18 protein-coding genes are annotated in these 22,879 nt (G+C 56.3%); 17 read left to right on the top strand and 1 reads right to left on the bottom strand.

The features are described 5' to 3' along the window. Positions 1 to 322: 322 nt before the first annotated feature. The 4 genes from QZ170_RS07330 to QZ170_RS07315 all read left to right on the top strand — a co-directional run bounded on the left by QZ170_RS07330 (position 323) and on the right by QZ170_RS07315 (position 5,212). Entirely contained in the window at positions 323 to 670 is a 348-nt protein-coding gene (locus QZ170_RS07330) for a DUF4180 domain-containing protein (protein ID WP_297179305.1), read from the top strand. A 135-nt stretch (positions 671 to 805) separates the two neighbouring features. Further along, positions 806 to 2,815, top strand: a complete 2,010-nt coding sequence (ftsH, locus tag QZ170_RS07325) for an ATP-dependent zinc metalloprotease FtsH (RefSeq protein WP_297179302.1) — start codon at positions 806 to 808, stop codon at positions 2,813 to 2,815. Then, positions 2,799 to 3,617, top strand: a complete 819-nt coding sequence (locus QZ170_RS07320; protein WP_297179300.1) for a phosphatidate cytidylyltransferase — start codon at positions 2,799 to 2,801, stop codon at positions 3,615 to 3,617. The genes ftsH and QZ170_RS07320 overlap by 17 nt, the downstream gene beginning before the upstream one ends. Positions 3,618 to 3,658: 41 nt before the next feature. Then, a complete protein-coding gene (locus QZ170_RS07315) occupies positions 3,659 to 5,212 on the top strand; it encodes a family 10 glycosylhydrolase (protein ID WP_297179297.1) in 1,554 nt (517 codons plus the stop codon). Between the two features lie 235 nt (positions 5,213 to 5,447). Here the strand turns inward: QZ170_RS07315 and QZ170_RS07310 are convergent, their stop codons facing one another. Next, complete coding sequence (locus tag QZ170_RS07310; RefSeq protein WP_297179294.1) at positions 5,448 to 6,266, bottom strand: DUF2807 domain-containing protein; 819 nt, start codon at positions 6,264 to 6,266, stop codon at positions 5,448 to 5,450. Between the two features lie 385 nt (positions 6,267 to 6,651). Here QZ170_RS07310 and QZ170_RS07305 point away from each other — a divergent pair, with 385 nt between their 5' ends. The 13 genes from QZ170_RS07305 (at position 6,652) to QZ170_RS07245 (ending at position 22,352) form a co-directional block, all read left to right on the top strand. After that, positions 6,652 to 8,493, top strand: a complete 1,842-nt coding sequence (locus tag QZ170_RS07305; RefSeq protein ID WP_297179292.1) for a tetratricopeptide repeat protein — start codon at positions 6,652 to 6,654, stop codon at positions 8,491 to 8,493. Next, the gene (locus QZ170_RS07300) at positions 8,493 to 9,377 is read left to right on the top strand and encodes a DUF4292 domain-containing protein (protein WP_297179289.1); all 885 of its coding nucleotides are present in this window, start codon (positions 8,493 to 8,495) and stop codon (positions 9,375 to 9,377) included. The genes QZ170_RS07305 and QZ170_RS07300 overlap by 1 nt, the downstream gene beginning before the upstream one ends. 10 nt (positions 9,378 to 9,387) lie before the next feature. Beyond that, the gene (locus QZ170_RS07295) at positions 9,388 to 10,761 is read left to right on the top strand and encodes a peptidoglycan DD-metalloendopeptidase family protein (RefSeq protein ID WP_297179286.1); all 1,374 of its coding nucleotides are present in this window, start codon (positions 9,388 to 9,390) and stop codon (positions 10,759 to 10,761) included. After that, a complete protein-coding gene (ribF, locus tag QZ170_RS07290) occupies positions 10,746 to 11,825 on the top strand; it encodes a riboflavin biosynthesis protein RibF (protein ID WP_297179283.1) in 1,080 nt (359 codons plus the stop codon). The genes QZ170_RS07295 and ribF overlap by 16 nt, the downstream gene beginning before the upstream one ends. Positions 11,826 to 11,878: 53 nt before the next feature. Then, positions 11,879 to 13,066 carry a glycosyltransferase gene (locus tag QZ170_RS07285; RefSeq protein WP_297179280.1) on the top strand — a complete coding sequence of 396 codons (1,188 nt, stop codon included), beginning with the start codon at positions 11,879 to 11,881 and terminating at the stop codon, positions 13,064 to 13,066. A gap of 148 nt (positions 13,067 to 13,214) precedes the next feature. Further along, on the top strand, positions 13,215 to 14,402 hold the full coding sequence (locus tag QZ170_RS07280; protein ID WP_297179277.1) for a glycosyltransferase: 1,188 nt from the start codon (positions 13,215 to 13,217) through the stop codon (positions 14,400 to 14,402). Between the two features lie 271 nt (positions 14,403 to 14,673). Then, positions 14,674 to 15,864, top strand: coding sequence for a glycosyltransferase (locus tag QZ170_RS07275; protein WP_297179275.1), 1,191 nt, complete (start codon positions 14,674 to 14,676; stop codon positions 15,862 to 15,864). 14 nt (positions 15,865 to 15,878) lie between these two features. Beyond that, complete coding sequence (locus tag QZ170_RS07270) at positions 15,879 to 16,967, top strand: glycosyltransferase family 1 protein (RefSeq protein WP_297179271.1); 1,089 nt, start codon at positions 15,879 to 15,881, stop codon at positions 16,965 to 16,967. Then, complete coding sequence (locus QZ170_RS07265; protein ID WP_297179268.1) at positions 16,964 to 17,941, top strand: glycosyltransferase family 2 protein; 978 nt, start codon at positions 16,964 to 16,966, stop codon at positions 17,939 to 17,941. Before QZ170_RS07270 ends, QZ170_RS07265 begins: the two co-directional genes overlap by 4 nt. A gap of 8 nt (positions 17,942 to 17,949) precedes the next feature. Continuing rightward, positions 17,950 to 18,942, top strand: a complete 993-nt coding sequence (locus QZ170_RS07260; RefSeq protein ID WP_297179265.1) for a glycosyltransferase — start codon at positions 17,950 to 17,952, stop codon at positions 18,940 to 18,942. A 43-nt stretch (positions 18,943 to 18,985) separates the two neighbouring features. Beyond that, positions 18,986 to 20,002, top strand: a complete 1,017-nt coding sequence (locus tag QZ170_RS07255; protein WP_297179263.1) for a glycosyltransferase family 2 protein — start codon at positions 18,986 to 18,988, stop codon at positions 20,000 to 20,002. Positions 20,003 to 20,036: 34 nt separating this feature from the next. Continuing rightward, on the top strand, positions 20,037 to 20,987 hold the full coding sequence (locus tag QZ170_RS07250; RefSeq protein WP_297179260.1) for a 2-dehydropantoate 2-reductase: 951 nt from the start codon (positions 20,037 to 20,039) through the stop codon (positions 20,985 to 20,987). A gap of 93 nt (positions 20,988 to 21,080) precedes the next feature. Further along, complete coding sequence (locus tag QZ170_RS07245; RefSeq protein WP_297179308.1) at positions 21,081 to 22,352, top strand: M64 family metallopeptidase; 1,272 nt, start codon at positions 21,081 to 21,083, stop codon at positions 22,350 to 22,352. Positions 22,353 to 22,879: the final 527 nt, after the last annotated feature.

The following is a 22,879-nucleotide window of genomic DNA, read 5'->3' as shown; positions in this document are numbered from 1 at the left end:
TGGGTATACAGTTGTGTACACACGTGTATACTCATCCCTCCTAGGTAGGAGGGATTCGCTTGGCATATCTAGCCTAGGATATAGGTATTTCTATCTTCGGCGTATGCTCCCCCACGACCTTGCCCTCGCGCTATAGTGATTTCATGCGTCGGCCCTTCTGGGGACAGAGGGATGGGCTGGGAGCGTAGCCCTCATATTCGTCTTGGGGGGAGGGTATTCGTCCCTCTCGTGCAAATATGGTTACCTTTGTGCTTGTAAGCGAGGGGTCTCTAATCCTCCGTGTGAGAGATTTGCCCCCATCACCATAGATACCTATATAATTATGAAGGTACAGACTCATCAGGTCGGAGGCCGACTGCTGGCGGAGATCCTATCCGATCAGGTCATCCTCGGCACTGTAGAGGACGCCCTAGACCTAATCGGTAATATGTCCTATCAGGGCTTTGATGGAGTGATGGTCTATGAGCATAATGTGCCCCCCGAGTTCTTCGTGCTTAGGAATAGACTCGCTGGGGAGATCCTCCAGAAGTTTGCCCAGTACGCTCTGTCGCTGACACTCATCGGTGACTTTGGCCCGTATGCTAGCCCCAGTCTGAGGGACTTCATCCGGGAGAGTAATGCTCGGGGGCAGATCCGATTTGTCTCGACCCTAGAGGAGGCACTGAGGTAGCCTCGGGGTGTTAGGGGGGGACTTGGGCTGGTGTAGCTGATGCAACTAAGGTGGCATAGTCTTTGTTGTAGCAGTATCAGGGAGTTCACCTAGTGGCACCCCTAGGATGATACTACGAACGAATAGAAAGAATAGATGATACAAAACAACGGGAAGAAGCCTGGAAAGCTCTTCCGCTTCAATGAGCTGTGGATCTATGCGATCATTATCGGCTTGCTCGGGGGACTCTTCCTCTGGGATGGTGGCTTCGGGGATACGAAGACCTTGAGCTGGGATGAGTTCCAGCGCATCGCACGCAACAACGCCTTTACCCAGATCACCGTGGATCGGGGCGAGAAGACGGCCGTCGGGGTGCTGACCTCACAGGCGGCAGATAGCATCTTCGCCAAGAATTCGCCTCTGCTGGGACGCAATCAGCAGCGTACGGAGCGTACCCTCACGACAGAGATCCCGACCGTAGAGCGCTTCTCCCAGTTCTACGAGGAGAGTGGTATCACGGCGCACGTGAGCTACAAGGAGTCCCGCTCGGGCTTCCTCAGTCTGCTCCTCAGCTTTGCCCCCATCATTCTGATCTTCGTCTTCTGGTCGTACATGATGCGACGAGCTGGCGGAGCTGGTGGCGCTGGCGGGATGTCAGGCGGGGGGATCTTCAGTATCGGCAAGAGCAAGGCACAGCTGTATGAGAAGGAGAGTACCCCGGTGACCTTCAAGGATGTCGCTGGCCTACATGAAGCTAAGGTCGAGGTGGAGGAGATCGTACACTTCCTGAAGAACCCCGCCAAATATACCCAGCTCGGAGGTAAGATCCCCAAGGGCGCCCTCCTCGTAGGGCCTCCGGGGACAGGTAAGACCCTGCTAGCTAAGGCTGTGGCAGGGGAGGCTCATGTACCCTTCTTCTCCCTCGCAGGCTCGGACTTCGTAGAGATGTTCGTCGGGGTCGGTGCTTCTCGTGTGCGAGACCTCTTCCAGAAGGCTAAGGAGAAGGCACCCTGTATCATCTTCATCGACGAGATCGATGCTGTCGGGCGTGCTCGTGGCAAGAACAACAACCTCGGGGGCAACGATGAGCGGGAGAATACCCTCAACCAGCTCCTGACGGAGATGGACGGCTTCGGGACTAATAGCGGGATCATCGTGCTGGCAGCGACGAACCGTGCCGATATTCTCGACTCGGCCCTCCTACGTGCGGGACGCTTCGACCGTCAGATCTATGTAGATATACCCGATGTGAATGATCGTCGGGAGATTTTCCTCGTGCACCTACGTCCCCTGAAGATCGATGATACGGTAGATATCGACCTACTGGCTCGCCGTACCCCGGGCTTCTCTGGGGCTGATATAGCCAATGTATGTAACGAGGCCGCCCTGATCGCTGCCCGTGCAGAGAAGGAATTTGTCTCCCGCGAGGACTTCATGAATGCTATCGACCGTGTAGTCGGGGGGCTGGAGAAGAAGAACAAGATCACGACCGAAGAGGAGCGGCGCAGTATCGCCATCCACGAGGCTGGCCATGCGGCGGTCAGCTGGTTCCTACAGTATGCCAACCCTCTGGTGAAGGTCACGATCGTCCCCCGAGGCAAGGCACTCGGAGCCGCTTGGTATCTCCCCGAGGAGCGACAGATCACTACGACGCAGGCGCTGCTGGATCAGATGTGTGCCACACTGGCTGGACGTGCCGCCGAGGAGCTCTTCCTCGGGCGCATCTCCACGGGGGCTGCCAACGACCTAGAGCATACGACCAAGATAGCCTATGCCATGGTCGCCTACTACGGGATGAGCGAGACCCTACCGCACATCAACTACTACGATATGCAGAGTGATGGCTATGGACTCACCAAGCCCTATAGCGACAAGACGGCTGAGCTCATCGACCGAGAGGCCACCGACATCGTACGCTCGCAGTATGAGCGGGCTAAGGCGATCCTCAGTGAGCATGCCGAGGGAATCCAGCAGCTGGCACAGCTCCTACTGGATCGTGAGGTGATCTATACGGAGGATGTAGAGCATATCTTCGGCAAGCGTCCCTGGATCAGCCGTACCGATGAGCTGATGCAGGCCAATGCCTCTAGCTCAGAAATCCCAGCGGGGGAGACAGAGGCGACAACGATATCAGATAAAACAAAGACCGATGAGCAATCTAGCTAAGCGCGCAATCTTCGGGGGACTCTATGTCGCCCTCATCCTCGGCGCCCTCCTCTTGGGGAGCCCTCTTCTCTATATGATCGTCTTCGGACTGATCGTCTTCCTCGGGGTGTGGGAGTGGTCCAACCTCGTCTCTACCCATCGTACCTTCCCCCTGCGACGCATTAGTGATGCGTCTGCAGGGGTGTACCTCTTCTGGGTGACCTATATGATCGCTCAGGGAAAGGCTGGTCACATCCTCCTCGTCCCCTATGCGGCCTACCTCCTCTACGTGCTGGTACGTAGCATATACAGCGAGCGAGAGCTCATGCCCACAGACCTAGCGAAGGTCTTCCTAGGGCAGATCTACGTCGCAGGTTTTATGAGCGTGGCCAATATCTTCTACTCAGGGCTCGCTGACTCACGCCTCCTGCTGACGATCTTCGTCTGCATATGGGTCAATGATACGGGGGCTTATCTGGCGGGCTCTACGCTGGGGCGACACAAGCTCTTCCCAAGCGTCTCGCCCAAGAAGAGCTGGGAGGGCTTCGCTGGTGGCTTCATCGCCTCCGTACTCGTCTCGGGACTGATGCTTGGCTGGGAGCCCCTGTGGCTCCTCTTCGGTGCGGTCATCTCAGTGGCGGGTACGTGGGGAGACCTCTTCGAGTCTATGATCAAGCGGCAGGTTGGGGTCAAGGACTCGGGGAACATCATCCCTGGGCATGGGGGTATCCTAGACCGTATAGATAGCCTCCTGCTGGTACTGCCCTTCACGGCCTTCCTGCTGTGGGTCATCCACACCTATCAGTATCTGCACCTGAGCTGATCGGCTCGCCTCTCTCTCCTCCCAATCTTTTTACCCGAACGATGACCAAGAAGACTTATACGACTCGTACACCGAGGGGCTTGCTCCTAGCTTGCCTCTCGGTGCTTCTCTTTGCCTCGTCCTGTGGCGTCTCCCGAGGACGAGGAGCTGCGAGTGATGATCCCCGAGAGCCACTGAAGCGGGAGTTCCGAGCAGCTTGGCTCCCGACGATCTTCCGCAGTGAGTATGCAGGCCTAGCTCGTCAGGAGGCTCGGGGGCTCTTGACCCGAAGGATCGAGCTCCTGAGGCAGACGGGATGCAACGTCTTGATCTTCCAGGTACGTGCCGAGGGGGATGCTTGGTATCCTAGCGAGCTCGAGCCCTGGAGTCGCTACCTCACGGGACGGCAGGGAGAGGCACCAGACCCTAGCTGGGATCCCCTCGGACTCGTGATCAACGAGTGCCATGCACGGGGCATCGAGGTACATGCCTGGATCAATCCCTATCGTGGAGCTGCTAATGCCGACCAGCCCCTAGATGCTAAGCACCCTGCACGTCGCTACCCCGAGCTCTTCGTTCGCTATGGCAAGCAGCTCGTGATGGACCCCGGGCATCCGCAGAGTGTCCGCTACATCACCTCGGTGGTACGTGACCTCGTCAAGCGATATGAGGTAGATGCTATTCACTACGACGACTACTTCTATCCCTATCCCAAGGACGGGGCACCATTTGACGACGAGGCTACCTTCCGTCGTTTTGGTCTGCCCGCAGGCTACCAGCCTGACGAGCGGGCTCAGTGGCGTAGGGACAACGTGGACCGACTGATCGCTGAGACCCGTAGGGCGATCCTCGAGACGAAGCCCTGGGTGCGCTTCGGGGTTAGCCCCTTCGGTATCTATCGCAATAGCTCCAACGACCCCAAGGGGAGTAAGACCTCGGGGCTACAGAACTATGATGACCTCTATGCCGACGTCCTACGCTGGAAGGACAAGGGTTGGGTAGACTACATCATCCCCCAGATCTACTGGAATATCGGTCACCCTGTGGCCGACTACTGGGAGCTCGTCTCCTGGTGGGGGCGACACCTCCAGCACAGTCCCACACAGCTCTACATCGGACAGCATACCCAGCGAACGATGGATGCAGGACAGCTGGAGGAGAAGCTGACACTCTCCCGTCACTTCGCCCAAGGGAATGCCTGGTGGCCTGCGGAGAATATCCTACGCAACTATCGAGGGATAGGTGATAGCCTGCTGAGGGTCTACCAGCGCTACCCCGCACTCCTGCCTGAGTACAAGGGAGCTCTGGGACGAACGAAGGCACCGAAGCCCGTCGGGGAGCTCCTAGAGGATATCAATGAGGATGGGCACATGCTCCTCTGGATCGATCGACACGATGATGCCGACCCTGAGCAAGCCTACTACTATGCCGTCTACCGCTTCGCCGAGGGAGAGCGCATAGATCTGCGTGATCCCCGCCACCTGATGGGTATCTCTACCAAGACCTACTACACGCTTCCCCCAGCTCGCCCCGGCACCAGCTATACCTATGTGGTGACGGCGATCAACCGCTTCTGGCAAGAGAGCAAGCCCACGAAGATCACCATTCGCTACTAGGCTACTACATCTAGTCCGTCTCTATCCCGAGGATACCCTCAGAGTCTGGAGCACGGGAGCTACATCTACGTATACAGATACAAATAGAGCGAGGGAGGCGATACTCATCCGATGAGTATCGCCTCCCTCGCTCTTCTCTATCGCCTCCCTATGCCTTCTCTGCGAGCTCTCGCCCCTTACGCTCTTTCTGCGCTAGCTCCTTGGTCTTGTGTCTCGAGAGTGGGGGAGTGGGGGATTACTGAGCCTTGACGGAGCTAGCCCCTGTACAGCTCTGGCTAGAGATGGTGGGGTGACCGTGGTAACTGAACTTCGAGGCTCCAGAGACGCTATAGGCGAGACTATCGACCTGTCCTATAGAGCCCCGTGAAGCACCCGAGATGAGGAACTCCGCTGAGCGGGAGCTCATGGAGCCTGCATCACACCCACTGGCTCCGTCTACAGAGACTTGGGTGAGTGCCGAGGAACCTCGTAACCCGACGTGCGAAGCCCCAGAGACGAGGACAAAGAGTTGCTGAGAGAGGCTGGTCGATGCCTCCACTTGGCTCGCCCCAGAGGCGACGACGGAGAGCGTATCCCCTGACAGCTGTAGCCCGGTGACCCGAGAGGCTCCATCGGCTACGACCGAGAAGTTCTGGGTGCTCAGACTATCCATGAGCTGTATGCTGGAGGCATGGGTGGCCTCTACACCATAGAGCTTGGGGAGGTAGACATCTAGGTGGATGTCTCGGTTGGCAAACTTAGTCCAGAAGCCCGAGCGATCACTCATCCCTCGGGAGGTGATCAGTAGGGAGCTCTCCTTGACCCGTAGCTCTATGTCGTCACGGATCTCCTTGGGAAGGTCGGCAGGGAAGACCACCTGCGTCGTCTGCCCCACATGTAGAGCTACTCGTACGGGATAGTCTACGAGGAGGAAGTCACAGCTGGGGAGTTGGCTGGGCTCCACTACGGTGAAGCCTTCTCGGGAGACACTGAACCCACTACCCTGACAGCCCGCTAGGCCGAGCCCGAGGAGTGTCATCATCAGTGTCATCATCAGAATGCGAGTGCGTGTCATTGTATGTATCGTCTAATTAGTGATTATATGTACTCCAAAGATAGCTAATAGGCGGGACTTCCATACTTCGATCCTAGCCAGCACCCAGGGATGTCCCCCGGTGACTCCCCCCTCGTGACGGATCTTACCCCGTAGGCGAGTAAGTATAGGGGACGGGAGCCGATCGCTCATACGTCCTAGAGCATAGCTCCCCAAGAGATAGGTCGCTCTACCTCTCCGTATCCTCGGGGGGGCTTCCTCGTGACGGTCGTGTGGTCGGTAGGGCGCCGGTATGCCTACTTCTGAGGCTCGAGGTCTAGGTAGACTCACTATATACTCAGAAATAGGTATCTTTGAAAGATATTGGTATGCTCCCTAGCCACAGGAGCGACGTTATAGCATAGAGATGAGCATCAGCAAGCAACTCATATATGTAGGCCTTCTGGCCCTCAGCCTCGTGGGGAGCCCCCGAGCCCTAGGACAGCTACCCACGAAGGGGAGCAAAGGTCTCAGCACTGACAGCGTCAGTCGGGAGGATAAGGCCTCCGATTACTACTACCGAGGGGTACTCGCCCAGCGACTGGGGCGCACCGAGGAGGCGCTTGACCTCCTGAAGCGTGCACATACCCTTATCCCGGGTGACCCGATTGTCGCCTTTGCCCTCGGGGGGATATATATGGATACCGAGCGGCAGGCCGAGGCACTCCCCCTGCTGGAGCAGGCCTACCGGTCGGATAGTACGGAGATGGCCTTTGCCACAGCTCTCTCCTCGGCCTACATTGCTACAGAGCGGATGGAGGATGCCCTACGGGTGAATAAGCAGCTCCTACGCTTAGACCCCGACGATATAGATGTGAAGTATCGCCTCGTCCAGCTCTATGCACGTACGGGCTATATCCCTCAGGCTATCCAGCTGTGCTCAGAGCTTCAGAAGCGCTTCCGTCATCACCCAGATCCCTATACCCGCCTCACCCAGATGAAGATCCACCTGCTGGAGCTCTCGGGGGATACGAAGGCCATCGTGCAGGAGTATGAGACACAGGCCTCACTCTTCCCAGCTCGGGAGGCGAAGCTCTATTATGACCTGATCCTCTACCTCATCCAGAGTGAGCAGTACCGCGAGGTGGAGAGACGGCTGGCGGCTGACCTCAAGAAGGGGCGGATACACCCCGCTGATGCCCAGGCACTCCGAGTCCATCTGCACCTAGCTCGCAAGGAGTATGATCAGGCCGAGAAAGAGCTCATCAAGCTCAACGAATCTCCTGAGCTCAGAGCCTCGGAGAAGTTCGCCCTCTGGACGCTCCTCTCTCAGGCTGTCGTAGGGGAGGAAAAGCTCCTCGGGGAGCAATACATGCCCTACATCAAGCGCCTCCTATCGGTACACCCCGAGGATATGGACATCCTCAGTAGCTATGCCCGTCTCCTCCGCTATCGTAGTCGCCATCAGGAGGCGATAGACCTCCTGCGTCCCCAGACGAAGCTACACCCTAGGCTCCCCTGGCTCTGGGAGGAGCTCTTCCAGAACGCCGTCGGGCTCTCACAGGATAGCCTCGTCATCCAGATCGCTAAGGAGGCCGTGCACTACGTCCCCGAGGAGTGGCGCTACTATCTAGCTATCGCCACGGGCTACTTCGTCGAGGATCGTATCCCAGAGGCTATCAAGACCCTAGAGCAGGGTGCCCAGTCTATCAGCCCCCAGACGGGGATAGGTGCGGCTCGCCTCAATGGTCTGCTCGCCGATCTCTATGCCGAGCGAGGGACGCCTGCACAGCGAGCCCAGGCAGATAGCCTATACCGCCGTGCTATAGAGGCTAGCCCCGATGACCCCGATATCCTCAATAACTACGCCTATCGTCTGGCGAAGGCGGGGAAAGAGCTAGAGCTAGCAGAACAGTATGCAAGCCAAGCTGTGAAGCTCAGCCCCGAGGCTGCGCACATCCTAGACACCTATGCCTATGTCCTGCACCGCCGGGGTAATGATGGTCTAGCGAGACTCTACCAGCGCAAGGCTCTGGATCAGGCGGGTGAGGAAGCCTCGGCAGATATGTACGACCATATGGGAGACATCCTCCTAGCCCTCGGGGATCAGGATGAGGCGCTCCTCTACTTCATCAATGCTCGGAAGGCCTACGAACAGCAAGGCAATCTGGAGGAGAAACATCAGGTGGAGGCTAAGATCGCCCGACTAAAGGCCCCCGAGGCCAAGACCACAAAGGGGAATAAGCAGACCAAGAAGCAGACAAGATAATGCGACACTCCATATACATAGTATATACGGTAGCCCTGCTGGCTACCCTCCTATCCTCTGGCTGTGACCTCGCTCGCCGCGGTCAGAGGAGTACAGATACCCCCACCGCTGGAGCTGGAGCCTATGCCGAGGCTCGGCTACGCTCACTACTCGCCTCGCCCACAGCGCCTACCTCCGGTGAGGGCTCGGTACTGCGTGGCGCGATCAGCCTACAGGTACAGCTAGGGAAGGAGACCTTCTCCTCCAAGGTCAATACGACGATCCAGCGAGGTCAGGGGATCTACTGGTCTATCGTCCCCTTCCCCCTCGTCGAGGCAGGACGAGTATGGTTCACCTCAGAGGGGATCACAGCTGTGGATCGTATCCATGGTCGCTATGCCGAGGCTTCGTATACAGAGCTCTCCGACTATCTGGGCTTCCCCCTGAGCTATCCCGAGGTAGAGGCCTTACTCCTAGGCCATCCCTTCCTCCCCAAGGCGGCGAAGGAGCGCCGAGCCGAGGACCTCATCTATCGAGCCTATCCTGAGGGAGGAGCAGAGCTCTCGGGGCATCTACGTCCTAGTGTGTCACAGGGCGCACAGCGGTATACCTATCGCTGGGGCTTCGGTCGCACGGGCTATCCTGAGCTCTTCGATGTCTGGCATCAGGAGGCGCTCCGGGGACGTATCTTTGCCCTCCGCTACACCGCTCCATCCTCCCTACTGCCAGAGCGTACCGAGCTCTACCTAGGGCGGGAGCTGGAGGCTGCTCCCCGGCTCGTCATTGACTGGGGGCGGGTACAGCCCTATGCTGGTACCCCCCCTAGCCTAAAGCCCCAGATCAAGCCGAGCTACCAACGTATCTCCATCTCATCCCTACTGCGTGTACTGGCATCTGAGCAATAACCCGAGCCTCATGAGGTCACTTCGCCTATTCCTACTCCTCATTATCCTGCTCCCGCTGGGGGGCTTGTATCCCTATCGAAGTCTAGCACAGACTAAGTCCCGTACGCTACGACGGCTAGAGCAGGAGCGTCGTCAGCTCCTGAAGAAGATCGAGGAGGGCGATAAGAAGCTCCAGCAGCTACGAGCCACTACCCAGAGCAGCGAGCAGACCCTCAGGGTCGTACAGCAGCAGGTAGCCCAGCGCCGTGAGGTCGTCACCCTCCTAGGCAACGAGGTCAGTGGCCTACAGGCTCGTATCGATACTCTCTCGGGGCATATCGGTCGTCTGAGGCGTGAGGAGGGGGCGCTACTCCTTCGCTACCAGTCGGCTCTCCTTCAGCTCCAGCGGATAGATACCCACATCGATCCCCTCCTATTCATCCTCTCCTCAGCCACACCTACCCAAGCTCGGGAGCGACAGCACTTCCTCCGCCGGTATGTAGAGGCCGTCCAGCAGGCCTCCCGAGCCCTACGAAGTACCCGCTCCGAGATCGAGGTAACCAAGGCTGAGGTCGGACGCACGCACTCGGAGAAGGAGCAACTCCTCGTCCTACGTGAGCAAGAGAAGTGCAAGCTCGAGAGAGAGGAGGTAGCACGAGCCTCTGAGGTCAAGAGCCTCAAGGGGCAAGAGAAGCAGGTCGCCCAAGACCTCTCTCGACAGCGACAGCGTGCCGAGGCTCTAGACCGGCAGATACAGCAGCAGGTGGAGGCCGAGATTATCGCTGCCCAGCGACGCTCCGAGGAGCTCCGTAAGAAGCAACTCGCAGCACGCTCCAAGCCCAAAGCCCCCCCTATACCTAAGAGCCGCCGAGGTACGCCCCAACCCTCTCTCCCGACCCCTACACCTCCAGCAGAGGAGCCCACCGAGGAGCGCCAAGCAGCGACCCCCGGGGGCTATGCAATGGATGCCGGTGAGCGGGCTCTAGCCAGCTCCTTTGCCCAGAATAAGGGGAGCCTCCCTGCACCTATCCGAGGAGCCTACACGCTCCTACGTACCTTCGGTGTGCACCGCCATAGCGAGCATGCCCGAGTACAGGTCAGCAGTAGTGGGGTAGACTATGGAGTACAGGGTGATAGCCGTGCCTATGCGGTCTTCGCTGGGGTCGTCAGCCGTGTCTTCGTCGTCCCTGGGTATGGTACAGCTGTCATCCTCCGACATGGGAACTACCTCACTGTCTATGCTAACCTCGCAGCCCTCTCCGTAGGACAGGGTGCAAGAGTCAAGACTGGACAAGCCCTCGGGACCATAGGTACAGCTCCAGACGGCAGTGGGACACGTCTGCTCCACTTCCAGCTATGGCACGAACGAACAAAGCTCAATCCTCTCTCATGGGTAAAAAGATAATCGCTACCATTGGCTCCTTCGACGGGGTACATCGTGGGCATGCTATGCTCCTAGGTCAGATGCGAGACCTTGCTCTGGGCTATGACGACGCCGAGCTACATGTCGTGACCTTTTCTCCTTACCCATCCGATGTCCTCCGCCCCGATCGCATGGTCGGGCACTTGATCGCCCCTGAGGAGCGTGATCAGCTACTCCGTGAGCTAGGTGGAGTCGAGGTGCATGACCTACCTTTTACTAAGACGCTCGCCTCGATGTCCGCAGAGGCCTTTATGGAGGATGTCCTGCTCCGTCAGATCGGTGTGACGGATCTTGTTATTGGCTACGACCACCACTTTGGTAAAGGAGCTAGTCTAACTATCGAAGACTATGAACGTCTAGGGCAGAGGCTCGGTATCGCTATCCACCGAGGACGAAGCTACCAAGTCGATGGCGAGGTCGTGAGCTCAACACGTATCCGGGAGTGTATCAAGTCGGGGGACGTCGCTCGTGCGGCTCTGCTCCTTGGCCGTCGCTACTCCCTAAAGGGAAAAGTCGTGCAGGGACAGCAGTTGGGACGGAAACTTGGCTATCCGACAGCCAATATCGACCTCGGCTATGCCACCCAAGTCCTCCCTCAGGATGGCGTCTATCTAGCTCGAGCTTACCTCCGAGAGGGGGGAAAGGAGGCCGAGTACAAGGCGATGCTCTATATCGGTACACGTCCGAGCATTGATCAGGTGACCATGCTTCGCAGTATCGAGGCTCATCTCTTGGACTTCGATCGGGATATTTATGGAGAGGAGCTGGTACTCCAGCTAGAGAGTTTCTTCCTGCCCGAGCAACGCTTTGGGAGCAAGGAGGAGCTAAGGCTAGCCCTCTCACTCTACGAGGCAAGTGTTCGTATGTACTTCGCACTAGAGGAGCGTCAGGTGAGTGAGGCCACTCAGATCCTTCACGAAGCAGAGCTTAGATATGGGGATCGACTTACGCCATCGACGGCACCTATTTTACTTCGCCTCCACGAGAGTCTCTCCCACGCTCCCCATCGGGAGGCTTCCTCGAGCCACTCATCTAATTTTCACTAGGGGCACACCGCAGTGAGCCATATAGCCCTCAGGAGTTCAAACTTATTCTATCTATGAAAATAGAAGGCTTACACGTTGCCATTGTCTATCCTGTCCTCGGACTAGGAGGGCTAGATGTGGTTATTCGCGATACGGGCAGGCTCTTTGCCTCCATGGGTATCCACGTGCATTACTATACTATCGAGTGGCGAGAAGCGGAGTGGCAGCTACCTGCCCCTACACACTGCTCTCTCTCCTTGCTTCCTGATGGGGCAGAGCTCTGGAATCAGCAGGCTGTAGACTTCGTCCTTCAAGAGCTACGTCTACGTCAAATCTCGATGCTTATTATCCCCAACTATTTCCCTGGCTCTTACCTAGATCTCCTCAGAAGCTCTGGTGTGAAGCTAGTCTTTTGGAGCCATGGGATGCCCCTATGGGAATATCATGACTCTATCGAGGCTCGTCGCTTCGTAGTGAAGAAGAAGCTGAGTCGGCACCTAGAGTGGATCTTCCTACGTGTGCCCTTCAAGCTCTGGACGGGTGCCTATCGACGACCATGGGAGGACTATTACCGACGTGTCATAGAGGGGATGGATCTCTACCTCACGCTTTGCCCTGCGTATGCTCGGGAGCTTGCGGAGCAGCTTTGCTTACCTCCCGAGCAAGCCTCCAAGGTCGTACCTCTAATCAATACCTTGCAGATAGAGCCACAGCCAACACTGGAGAAGGAGAAGCTCATCGTCTTCGTTGGGCGTCTGAGCTATGCCGACAAGCGGGTGGATCGTGTCATCGACATCTGGGCAAGGGCTCACAAGACTTTGCCTGATTGGCGTGTCGAGATATACGGTGCAGGCCCAGACGAGCAGCGAGTGAAGGCATACCTGGAGCAGAAGGGACTCCCTCGCATACGTCTCTGTGGCTATACCGCCGAGCCAAGCGAGGTCTACCGAAGAGCCTCTGTACTGCTATTGACCTCGACCCATGAGGGCTGGCCGATGGCCTTAATCGAGGCACAGAACCATGGTGTTGTGCCGATGGCCTTTGCCTGCTCCTCGGGGGTGCGTACCATACTTGGTGAGGATAATCGTGCTGGGGTGCTGGTTCGCCCCTTCAGCTTGAGCCAGTATGCTCGTCGTCTAGTTAGGCTCTGTCGTGATACAGACTATCGAGCGAAGCTACAGCAGGGGTGTCTAAGCAAACGCTTAGAATACAGCCCCGAGCGTAGTCGTGAGGCATGGGTGGAAATCTTCCAGCGTCTCTAGTCTAAATACAATCTGACTGCCAAGGCGGGGAGGTGGAGACTTCCGTCTTTGCTCCAGCCGAACTTTAGTTCGTACAAATCCTCTTTCCCTCCTAGAAGCATACCTCCGTGAGCCATACAGCCCTTAGGATAGCTAACTAAACTGATCAATGGAAATAGAAGGCCTACATGTCGCTAGTGTTCATCCGATCCTCTTCCGTGGAGGGCTGGATGTCATCGTGCATGATACGGGCAAGCTCTTTGCCTCCATGGGCGTCCACCTACATTACTATACAGTAGCGTGGCGAGAGGCGGAGTGGCAGATACCTGACCCCAAGTTTTGTTCTCTCTCGTTGTTCCCAGAGGGGGCAAAGCTCTGGAATCAGCAGGCTGTAGACTTCCTTATTCAAGAGCTACGTCTACATCAGATCTCGGTGCTCCTTATCCCCAATATCTCCCCATTCCCTTACTTAGGTGCCCTCAGAAGCACTGGTGTGAAGCTAATCTTTTGGAACCACGGGATGCCCCTCTGGGAATATCGGGCTGCTATTGACGATCGTCGCTTCCTAGTAAAGAAGGATCTTAGTCGGCGCCTAGAGTGGATCTTCCTACGTGTGCCCTTCAAGCTCTGGACGGGTGCCTATAGACGGCAATGGGAGGACTACTACCGACGTGTCATAGAGGGAACGGATCTCTATCTCACACTTTGCCCTGCGTATGCTCGGGAGCTTGCCGAGCGACTTCACTTACCTCCCGAGCAAGCCTCCAAACTCATTCCCCTAATCAATACGCTACAGGTAGAGCCACACCCAACGCTGGAGAAGGAGAAGCTCATCATCTTCGTTGGGCGTCTGAGCTATGCGGACAAGCGGGTGGATCGTGTCATCGACATCTGGGCAAGGACTTACGAGGCTTTGCCTGATTGGCGTGTGGAGATACATGGCACAGGTCCTGATGAGGAGCGACTGAAGGCATACCTAGAGCAGAAGGGACTCCCTCGTATACGTCTCTGTGGCTATGCCGCTGAGCCAAGCGAGGTCTACCGAAGAGCCTCTGTACTGCTACTGACCTCCACACATGAGGGATGGGGGATGGTACTTGCCGAGGCACAGAACCATGGTGTTGTTCCGATGGCTTTCGCCTGCTCTTCGGGGGTACGTGCCGTACTTGGCGAGGATGAGCGTGCTGGGGTGCTGGTTCGCCCCTTCAGCTTGAGCCAGTATGCACAGCGACTGATTAGGCTCTGTCGTGACACAGACTATAGAGCGAAGCTACAGCAGGGGTGTCTAAGCAAACGCTTGGAGTATAGCCCCGAGCGAAGCCGTGAGGCATGGGAGGAGATCTTCAAGCGTCTCTAGTCAGAATATAATCTGACTGCCGAGGCGGGATGTAGAGGCCTTCGCCATGGCACTTGATGGACTTTAGCTCGTACACGATCCACCCTTTTTCCCGTTGAGAGATTGAGGGGGGAGTCTATGACCTCACGAAGGAGCCGAGGAAACCCCTCCAAAGGTACTGAGGGAAACTGCTAAGAGGTACCGAGGGTACTTCCCACGAGGTTCCCCCAATACCTCCCTTGAGGTCTCTAGCTTTGCCCCCGTGAGGGGCTTCTTTTTAGCTTGTTTTAGAATGGATACAAAGGGTTTGCACGTAGCGATTGTACACCGCCGGCTTGCGCTGGGGGGAGCGGAGGAAGTCTCTAGGCAGACGAGCCTTATCTTTCGCCAGATGGGTATCTGTACGCACTTCTTTGCCGAGGAGCATCGTGCCGAGGAATGGGTACTGCCCGCTCGCCCCGAGATCAGTCTGACACTCTTCCCAGAGGGGGTAAGGCTTTGGACTCGGGAGAGTGCAGACGTTATCCTCAGAGAGTCCAAGGCACGAGGGATACAAGTCGTGATCATCCCTATAGCATTGCCTAATGACCAGCTGGCCTACCTGCGCTCGGCAGGTCTACGGCTCATCTATTGGTGCCATAGCTCGCCACTCTGGGAGCTGATCGACCGTAGGGAGCGTGCAGGCTATAAGCCTCATCACCCCTGGCATAAGAACATCTACAGCCTACTTATACGGCGCACCCGAAGGCTCCTTGTCCCCGATCGTGCACGGCTCATCAAGTGGTACCGACATCTGGTGAGCGAGGTAGACTGCTTCATCACCCTCGCACCAGGCTACATCAAGATCTTTGCGGACTCCCTCGGACTAAGCGCAGAGGAGCAGAAGAAGTTTGTCTCTCTGCCCAATATGGTGCGCCCCCCAAAGAGAGAGGTGACCCTCCTCGGTCGTCCGAAGAAGATTATCTTCATGGGGCGGCTAAGCTATGCCGACAAGCGGGCTGATCGACTCATCTACATCTGGGAGCAGATACACCGAGAGCTCCCCGAGTGGTCGGTAGAAATCTATGGTCAGGGCAAAGAAGAAAAGTACCTAAGGGCACTGATCGAGGATAAGCAACTTCCCCGCATAAGCCTCCGAGGCTATGCCCCTGATCCTAGCCTGATTTATCCTCAGTCCTCCGTCCTAGCTATGACCTCTACCTACGAAGGCTGGGGACTCGTACTGACCGAGGCTCAGAGCTATGGCGTCGTACCCATTGCCTTCGGATGCTCCGATGGGGTCAAGGAGATTATAGGCACAGGAGAGCAGTATGGACGTCTCGTTACTCCCTTTGATTTAGACGAATACGCTACGAAGCTGCGTGAGCTATGCCTTCGGGAAGAGCTACGTCAAAGCCTTGCTGAGGCCTCTATGCGACGTGTCGAGGAATACTTCCCCGAGCGAAACATACCACGCTGGCAGGGGATCTTTGACCAACTCTGAGTATCTTTACCCTCATGAAGCCCCTAAGTAGCCCTCGCCTGCTCATCGACTTAGAGCGTAGACGTTACCCATACTCTGGTTTGGGCTATTACTGTCGTGCCCTAGAGACGGGGCTACGGGAGGTAGGGGATAGTGGGCTGGAGTACCACTTCTATGCCCCCCGAGGAGCAGGAGGAGAGGGTAGGGTGGCCTTCTCGCCGCTTCATGCGTTCTTCAACCCCATCCCCCGAGGCTTTGACCTCATACACTTGACCCATCAGAGACAGCATTACTTCCCACAGCTGTGGGGTAAACCCTGTCTCGTGACCCTTCATGACCTAAACCTCCTCACCGAGCCTCTTGCCCCGAAGAAGCGGGAGAAGCTGCTGCGACTAGTAGCCTCTAACCTCCGTCGGGCTACGGGCATTGCCTGCATATCGCACTATGTGAAGGAGGATCTCATGAGGCATAGAGAGCTCTTTGAACTGGCGGAGGATCTGCCTGTGCGGGTGATCCACAACGGGATCTTCCTTCCCGATGAAGCCCGTCTAGCGTCCCTCCCTAGACCTAGACTGATCCCTCGGGCTCCCTATCTGCTCGCCCTAGGGGTACTGCATGAGAAGAAGCAACAGCACCTACTCATCCCCATGCTCGCAGCCCTGCCCGAGGAGCTACAGCTCGTGCTGATCTATTCGGAGGCCAAAGCCGATTACCTAGAGCGCATTACCTCGCTCGTGGCTCGCTATGGACTACAGGGGCGGGTACACCTGATGAAGGCTGTGGGGGATGAGGAGAAGGCTCAGCTCCTCTACCATTGTCGTGCACTCGTACATCCCTCGATGGCGGAGGGCTTTGGGCTCCCAGTCGTAGAGGCCATGTCCCTCGGCAAGCCTCTCTTCCTTCGCCCGATGACTAGCTTGCCGGAGGTAGGGGGAGCGGAAGCATATTACTTCCGAGACGTCGAGCCCGAGGCTATGGCAAGCCTTGTCCTAGAGGGACTGGAGCTCCATGAGCGGGAGGCCGAGCGAGGGCAGAGACTTCGTGAGCGTGCCCTTCTCTTTGACTATCGGGCAATGGCTCGGGGGTATCAAGACCTTTACACCACACTATTAGAGCGAAGATGAAGCTAGCCGTCATCGTACCCGTCTATAGGGTCGAACCTTATCTCCGTCAGTGCATAGAGTCTATCCTAGGGCAGAGCTACCGAGATCTCCAAGTCATACTTGTCGATGATGGCTCGCCTGATGCTTCGGGGGCGATCTGTGAGGAGTATGCCCAGCGAGACGAGCGAGTGATCGTGCTACACAAGGAGAACGGAGGCCAGAGTTCGGCACGCAACCTTGGACTAAAGCACATCGACGGCTGTGACTATGTCACCTTTCTGGATTCGGATGATTGGCTTGAGGGGAATACCTATGAGCGGTGCATTCGTCACCTCGAGGAGCATCCCGAGGTGAGCATTGTAGGCTATGGGTATAATATGGTCTACCCCGATCATGTCCACCCCCTCATCCCATCGCAGGAGACGCTGACGAGGGAGGAGGCTCTACGCCTCTTCCTCTCTTGCAAATCGCCTATCGTCGGAGCATTGGTATGGAGCCGCATCTATCGCCTCTCTGCCTTAGCAGGGCTTAGCTTCCCCGAGGGTAGGCTGTGGGAGGATGTGAGCTACACCCTAGAGGTGCTCTGGCAGAGCTCGGGTAGCTATGCCCTTCTCCCTATCGCTGGGCTGAACTACCGAGTCCAAAGACCAGGCGCAGCTACCGAGAGTAGACTGCTAGACCAGCGTGACCTCTTCCTTTCCCTAGAGAGTCTCATCGATCGTCGGGGAGAGGATCTGGTTTTTCTTACTTATGCCAATACGCTAGAGCTGAGCTATCTTTGGCTTCAGTTCAAGCGTATCACTCGGGAGAGGGTGCTCTTTGATACCCTTAGCTCTGACTATCTAGCCTTTCTGAGGAAGGTACAGTCCCGCCCCTACATTAGCGTCTTTAGCTCTCGGTGGGAGCGCCTCCGTCATTACTGGCTTTATCGTCATCCCCTTAGCCTACTTCGGCTAAGGCTCTTGGTGCGGGAGCTGTTTCATCGTCATAAATAGTATAGCTCTTGGTCTCTAACCTTCACCCCACAGATACCACTCTAGCAGTCATTGTAGCTGTCTACAAGGTCGAGCCTTACCTCAGGGCATGTATTGAGTCGATCTTGACGCAGAGCTACAGGGCTCTTCGGGTTATTTTGGTCGATGACGGCTCCCCCGATAGCTGTGGTGCTATCTGTGAGGAATACGCAGCAGTAGATCCACGGGTGCACGTCATCCACAAGGAGAATGGTGGGCTTAGCGATGCTCGAAATGTAGGGCTAGCACTCATCGGGGACTGCCCCTACGTGACCTTCGTAGACAGTGATGACTGGCTAGAGGAAGGCATTTATGAGGCTTGTATCTCCACCCTAGAGCGTCATCCAGAGCTTGACTTAGTCGGCTATGGGCATCGCAGGGTATCTCCAGAGCAGGTAGAGGAGGTCATCCCCGAGGCTCGTACCTATAGCCACGAGGAGGCTCTCCAGCACTATGTCTCTATGACTTCACCGATCGTAGCACCTCCTGTTTGGGCAAAGGTCTATCGCAGAGAGCTCATTGAGGGCTTGAAGTTCTTTAAGGGACATAAATGGGAGGATGTCCCCTACACCCTTGAGGTTCTTTGGCGAAGTAGAGCCTATGCCCTCCTACCACGTGTGGGGGTGAACTATCGCATCCAGCGTCCAGGAGCCATCACGGATGTGACCATACCTGATCGGGAGACGCTCTTTGAGGATCTGGAGGTGCTTATCCAGCGGTATAACGACACGACCTTCACAGCCCTTGCCAATACCTTGGCCGTGAATTGCCTTTGGCGACACATGAAGCTCCTGGTCAAGTCCCCCGGAGCCTATGCAGAGCATGGGAAGAAGTACCTCAAGATCGCCCAGCGACTAAGCCAGCGTCCCTACCTCAACACCTTCCGTTCACGCTCTAGGTGGTGGAAGTATCGATTGTTTCATCGAATGCCAAGCGCCTTCCTCGGGGTTCAATCCTTGCTCTATCGCATTTCTCACCACTAGTTCTCCCGACTGTTCCTGTCTCTTACTATCAAATACAAGCTCTATGTCTATCACATCTCCGTCTAGCCCTCGCCTAGCTGTCATTATCCCTGTCTACAAGGTAGAGCCTTACCTGCGGCAGTGCATTGAGTCTGTCCAGCGACAGACCTTTACCTCCTTACGCATCATCCTTGTCGATGATGGCTCCCCAGACTCCTGCGGGGCGATCTGTGAGGAGTATGCTCGGGAGGATGATCGTATCCTCGTGCTACATAAGGAGAACGGAGGACTAAGCTCTGCACGTAATCATGGGCTAGAGTATATCGGGGACTGCCCCTATGTGACCTACCTCGATAGTGATGACTGGCTAGAGCTTGATACCTATGAGCGTTGTATTGAAGCCCTAGAGCATGAGCCTGATCTTGACCTTGTCGGCTTTGGCTTTGAGGAGGTTTATTCTGATAGGATATCAGCACGTGATATACAGAGTCATAGTGGACGCTATACGAGGGCAGAGGTGTTGAATCGATATGTTTCTGGTCTGGACATCTATGTATATCCTGCTGTGTGGCAACGAGTATACAGGCGGGAGGTTATAGAGGGGCTACGCTTCGTGGAGGGACACAGCATGGAGGATGTGTGCTATACGTTTCAGGTCTTTTGGCGATGCTCTGCCTATCGGATCTTACCCTTTTCGGGGCTTCACTATCGAGTAGGGAGACCCGGTGCAATCACGGAGAAAATTACTCAGAAGAATGGCATAACCCTCTTCGAGGACTTAGAACAGCTCATTAAGGAGGGAAAGCATAATCCCAGTTTTGCTGCCTATGCCAATGCCCTCCTAGTAAACTATATCTGGAACTATTACATGCTCCACCTACACGATGAAGAGGCCTATAACCTCTACACAAAGCTTTACAAGCCCTTCCTCGTGAGAGCACGTAAGCGTCGCTATCTAAACTGCTTTACGAAGTCACGGTACTATCGTCGTCATCTCCTCTTCCTCTACTTCACAGAGTCCTTCATGCGCTATTGGCGACGCAGGGAGTATCGTAAGGGCAGACTTAAAAAGCACGGATAACAATAACAACACTAACTCAAACGAACGAATCTCTATGCTACTACATCATATTACCATCTCGGGTCTAGGCGGTGTCGGGGGCTACTATGGGGCGATGCTCGTCCAGGCTGCCCGTAGAGAGGGGAAGGGACGTCAAATAGCCTTCCTCGCAAGAGGTGCGCACCTCGAGGCTATTCGCTCTCGTGGGCTGCACGTCCATACCCCAGAGCGTGACTTCACTGTCGAGCCTGACTTCGTGGCGGAAGACCCCCACGAGCTCCTCAAGTCTGACCTCGTCATTCTCGCCACCAAGAGCTATGACCTAGAGGCTAATCTTCGTCAGCTCCTACCCATCATCACCCCTGAGACTATTATCCTGCCCCTGCTCAATGGTGCTGACATCACCGAGCAGGTGAAGCGCATCCTGCCTAATAATAGGGTGTGGGATGGCTGTGTCTATATCTCGGGGCGAAAGCCCGAGGCAGGAGAGATCCTACTAGAGGCTGAGCGTGAGATCTTCATCTTCGGGAGCCGTGAGACTACACGCACAGAGGAAGAGAGGGAGCTAGCCGACCTACTTACCTCTGTAGGTGTGAAGGCGATTAACCCAGACAATATAGAGGATCATATCCGCAAGAAGTACCTCATGATCTCTGCTACTGCTACGGGGACCTCCTACTACAACCTCACCGTGGGCGAAGCGCTTGCTCAGCACCCTAGAGGAATGCGTGCGCTCATCGAGGAGCTCTGCCAGCTCTACACGGCCCTAGGCCACGACCTAGGGGAAGACGCGGTAGAGCGAACGATCGAGCGACAGACCTTCATGATCCCTACCAGCACCAGCTCTATGCACGTGGACTTCCTCGCTGGGGGAAGGACGGAGCTGGAGAACCTCACGGGCTACGTCGTGCGTACGGCGCATCACCTCGGGATTATCCTGCCCACCTATGATCGTATGTACCGAGCTCTCAGAGACGAACCCTATCCTCCACACCGCCGTGTGTGACGTACTACTACTCTGCTACTTTAACCCAATTAACGCTTCATGATCATGCGAAGAAAGACTACCTCTCTTCTCCTCGTTGCCCTCTGCCTCCTCATGGGATGGGCAGAGCGAGCTGCAGCTCAACACTTCGACACCTTCTTCCGAGACAGTACGCTGCGCCTAGACTACATCTTCTCCGGGGACTCTGAGCACACGACTATCTACCCAGAGGAGCATCACCTGCTCACGGGCTGGGCAGGTCGTAGGCATCACCTCGATACCCTCGCTCTACGGGGTAACGCTCGTCTCTATGTACGGGACGAAGCCTCGGGGAAGGTCATCTACTGCACGTCCTTCAACTCGCTCTACCAAGAGTGGCGACTGACCGATGAGGCCAAGCGGGTACAGCGTGCCTACGAGAATGTCTTCCTCATCCCTTACCCTAAGGCACCTATCACGGTGACGATGGAGCTAAGCGGTGCGCATGCAGAGGTCATCGCCACACAGGTGCAGCGCATTGATCCCACAGACATCTTGATCCACGACCGTACGAAGGAGCCTGCTCTTCCCCACGAGTACCTCATCAAGTCGGGTACGGCGAAGGACTGCATCGACCTAGCCATCCTTGCCGAAGGCTACACCGAGGCTGAGATGCCACTCTTCCTCAAGGATGCTCGGGCTGCGGTGGATGCCATCTTCTCCTACGAGCCCTTCAAGAGCTATAGGGAGCACTTCAATGTCGTTGCCGTCCGCTCTACCTCCAAGGACTCGGGCGTTGCTGTCCCCCGAGAGCACTTCTGGCCCCGCACACCCTTCAGCTCCCACTTCGACACCTTCTATAGCGAACGCTACCTAACCACCCGCCGGGTCAAGGCCATCAATGATGCCCTCGTGGGAATTCCCTATGAGCACTTAATCATCCTCGTCAATAGCGATGTCTATGGCGGTGGCGGTATCTACAACTCCTACCTCATCAGCTCGACACACCACAAGTACTACCTCCCTGTGATCGTACATGAGTTCGGGCACAGCTTCGGGGGCTTGACCGACGAATACTTCTACGAAGATGATGCGGTAGCGGAGAGTTACTCTAGGGAGGTCGAGCCTTGGGAGCAGAACGTCACGACCCTAAAGGACTTCGAGGGTAAGAAGTGGTCACACCTGATCCGCAAGGGTACTCCCGTCCCCACACCTCCTGCTCAAGCCAAGAAGTACCCCGTGGGGCTATACGAAGGTGCTGCCTACAGCAAGAAGGGTATGTATCGCCCGAGCTTCGACTGTCGCATGCGGTCGAATGCTAACCCCGACTTCTGCCCCGCCTGCCATCTCGCCCTCAACAAGCTCATGAACTACTACCTTGACGGGATAAAGAAGACGAAGAAATAGCCCCACTTCCCCAAGTCCTCACTCTTCCCTAGAGGTAGACCCGAGGCGACGTACCCCAGAGTGGGTACGTCGCCTCGGGTATTTTATTCCTATCTCGCCCCTCGCTCTTCCCCCCCTAGGGGGGTGAGTGGAATATGAGAGTCCCCTGCGCCTCTTCCCTCCCTCATAAGGAAGGTAGGGTATCCCTCATCCCTTTCGTCCGAAGGAGGAGGGGAGAGAGAATAGGCAGGGGACGGAAGGGGAAGGGGGAAGGTAGATGAAGTGGGTATGGGTAGATAGAAAGTGTAAGGATAGAAGGAGAAGATAGAATAGGCAGGGGACGGAAGGGAAAGAGCGAGGAGGGAGCGGGTATAGGTAGATAGGAAGAGGGGGGAGAGAATAGGCTGGAATAGGCAGGAGCCGGAAGGGAAGAGTGAGAGTAGAGGTAGCGGGCATAGGTAGACAGGAAGAGTGAGGAGGTAGCGGGTATAGGTAATAGGAAGAGGGTGGGTGGAAGGGGGAGAGAATAGGTTGGGATAGGCTTAGGG

Source organism: uncultured Porphyromonas sp., from assembly GCF_905372525.1.
Lineage (GTDB): Bacteria > Bacteroidota > Bacteroidia > Bacteroidales > Porphyromonadaceae > Porphyromonas.
Note: the sequence above shows the minus strand (reverse complement) of the source record. Positions and strands in the feature narration are given on the sequence as shown.

Excerpts from the sequence above, each read along its gene's own strand:
- QZ170_RS07320 (WP_297179300.1), top strand. The coding sequence starts at position 2,799 with ATGAGCAATCTAGCTAAGCGCGCAATCTTCGGGGGACTCTATGTCGCC.
- QZ170_RS07285 (WP_297179280.1), top strand. The coding sequence starts at position 11,879 with ATGAAAATAGAAGGCTTACACGTTGCCATTGTCTATCCTGTCCTCGGA.
- ftsH (WP_297179302.1), top strand. The coding sequence starts at position 806 with ATGATACAAAACAACGGGAAGAAGCCTGGAAAGCTCTTCCGCTTCAAT.
- QZ170_RS07310 (WP_297179294.1), bottom strand. The coding sequence starts at position 6,266 with ATGACACGCACTCGCATTCTGATGATGACACTGATGATGACACTCCTC.
- QZ170_RS07315 (WP_297179297.1), top strand. The coding sequence starts at position 3,659 with ATGACCAAGAAGACTTATACGACTCGTACACCGAGGGGCTTGCTCCTA.
- QZ170_RS07280 (WP_297179277.1), top strand. The coding sequence starts at position 13,215 with ATGGAAATAGAAGGCCTACATGTCGCTAGTGTTCATCCGATCCTCTTC.
- QZ170_RS07250 (WP_297179260.1), top strand. The coding sequence starts at position 20,037 with ATGCTACTACATCATATTACCATCTCGGGTCTAGGCGGTGTCGGGGGC.
- QZ170_RS07295 (WP_297179286.1), top strand. The coding sequence starts at position 9,388 with ATGAGGTCACTTCGCCTATTCCTACTCCTCATTATCCTGCTCCCGCTG.
- QZ170_RS07245 (WP_297179308.1), top strand. The coding sequence starts at position 21,081 with ATGGGATGGGCAGAGCGAGCTGCAGCTCAACACTTCGACACCTTCTTC.
- QZ170_RS07270 (WP_297179271.1), top strand. The coding sequence starts at position 15,879 with ATGAAGCCCCTAAGTAGCCCTCGCCTGCTCATCGACTTAGAGCGTAGA.
- QZ170_RS07300 (WP_297179289.1), top strand. The coding sequence starts at position 8,493 with ATGCGACACTCCATATACATAGTATATACGGTAGCCCTGCTGGCTACC.
- QZ170_RS07330 (WP_297179305.1), top strand. The coding sequence starts at position 323 with ATGAAGGTACAGACTCATCAGGTCGGAGGCCGACTGCTGGCGGAGATC.
- QZ170_RS07255 (WP_297179263.1), top strand. The coding sequence starts at position 18,986 with ATGTCTATCACATCTCCGTCTAGCCCTCGCCTAGCTGTCATTATCCCT.
- ribF (WP_297179283.1), top strand. The coding sequence starts at position 10,746 with ATGGGTAAAAAGATAATCGCTACCATTGGCTCCTTCGACGGGGTACAT.
- QZ170_RS07275 (WP_297179275.1), top strand. The coding sequence starts at position 14,674 with ATGGATACAAAGGGTTTGCACGTAGCGATTGTACACCGCCGGCTTGCG.
- QZ170_RS07305 (WP_297179292.1), top strand. The coding sequence starts at position 6,652 with ATGAGCATCAGCAAGCAACTCATATATGTAGGCCTTCTGGCCCTCAGC.
- QZ170_RS07265 (WP_297179268.1), top strand. The coding sequence starts at position 16,964 with ATGAAGCTAGCCGTCATCGTACCCGTCTATAGGGTCGAACCTTATCTC.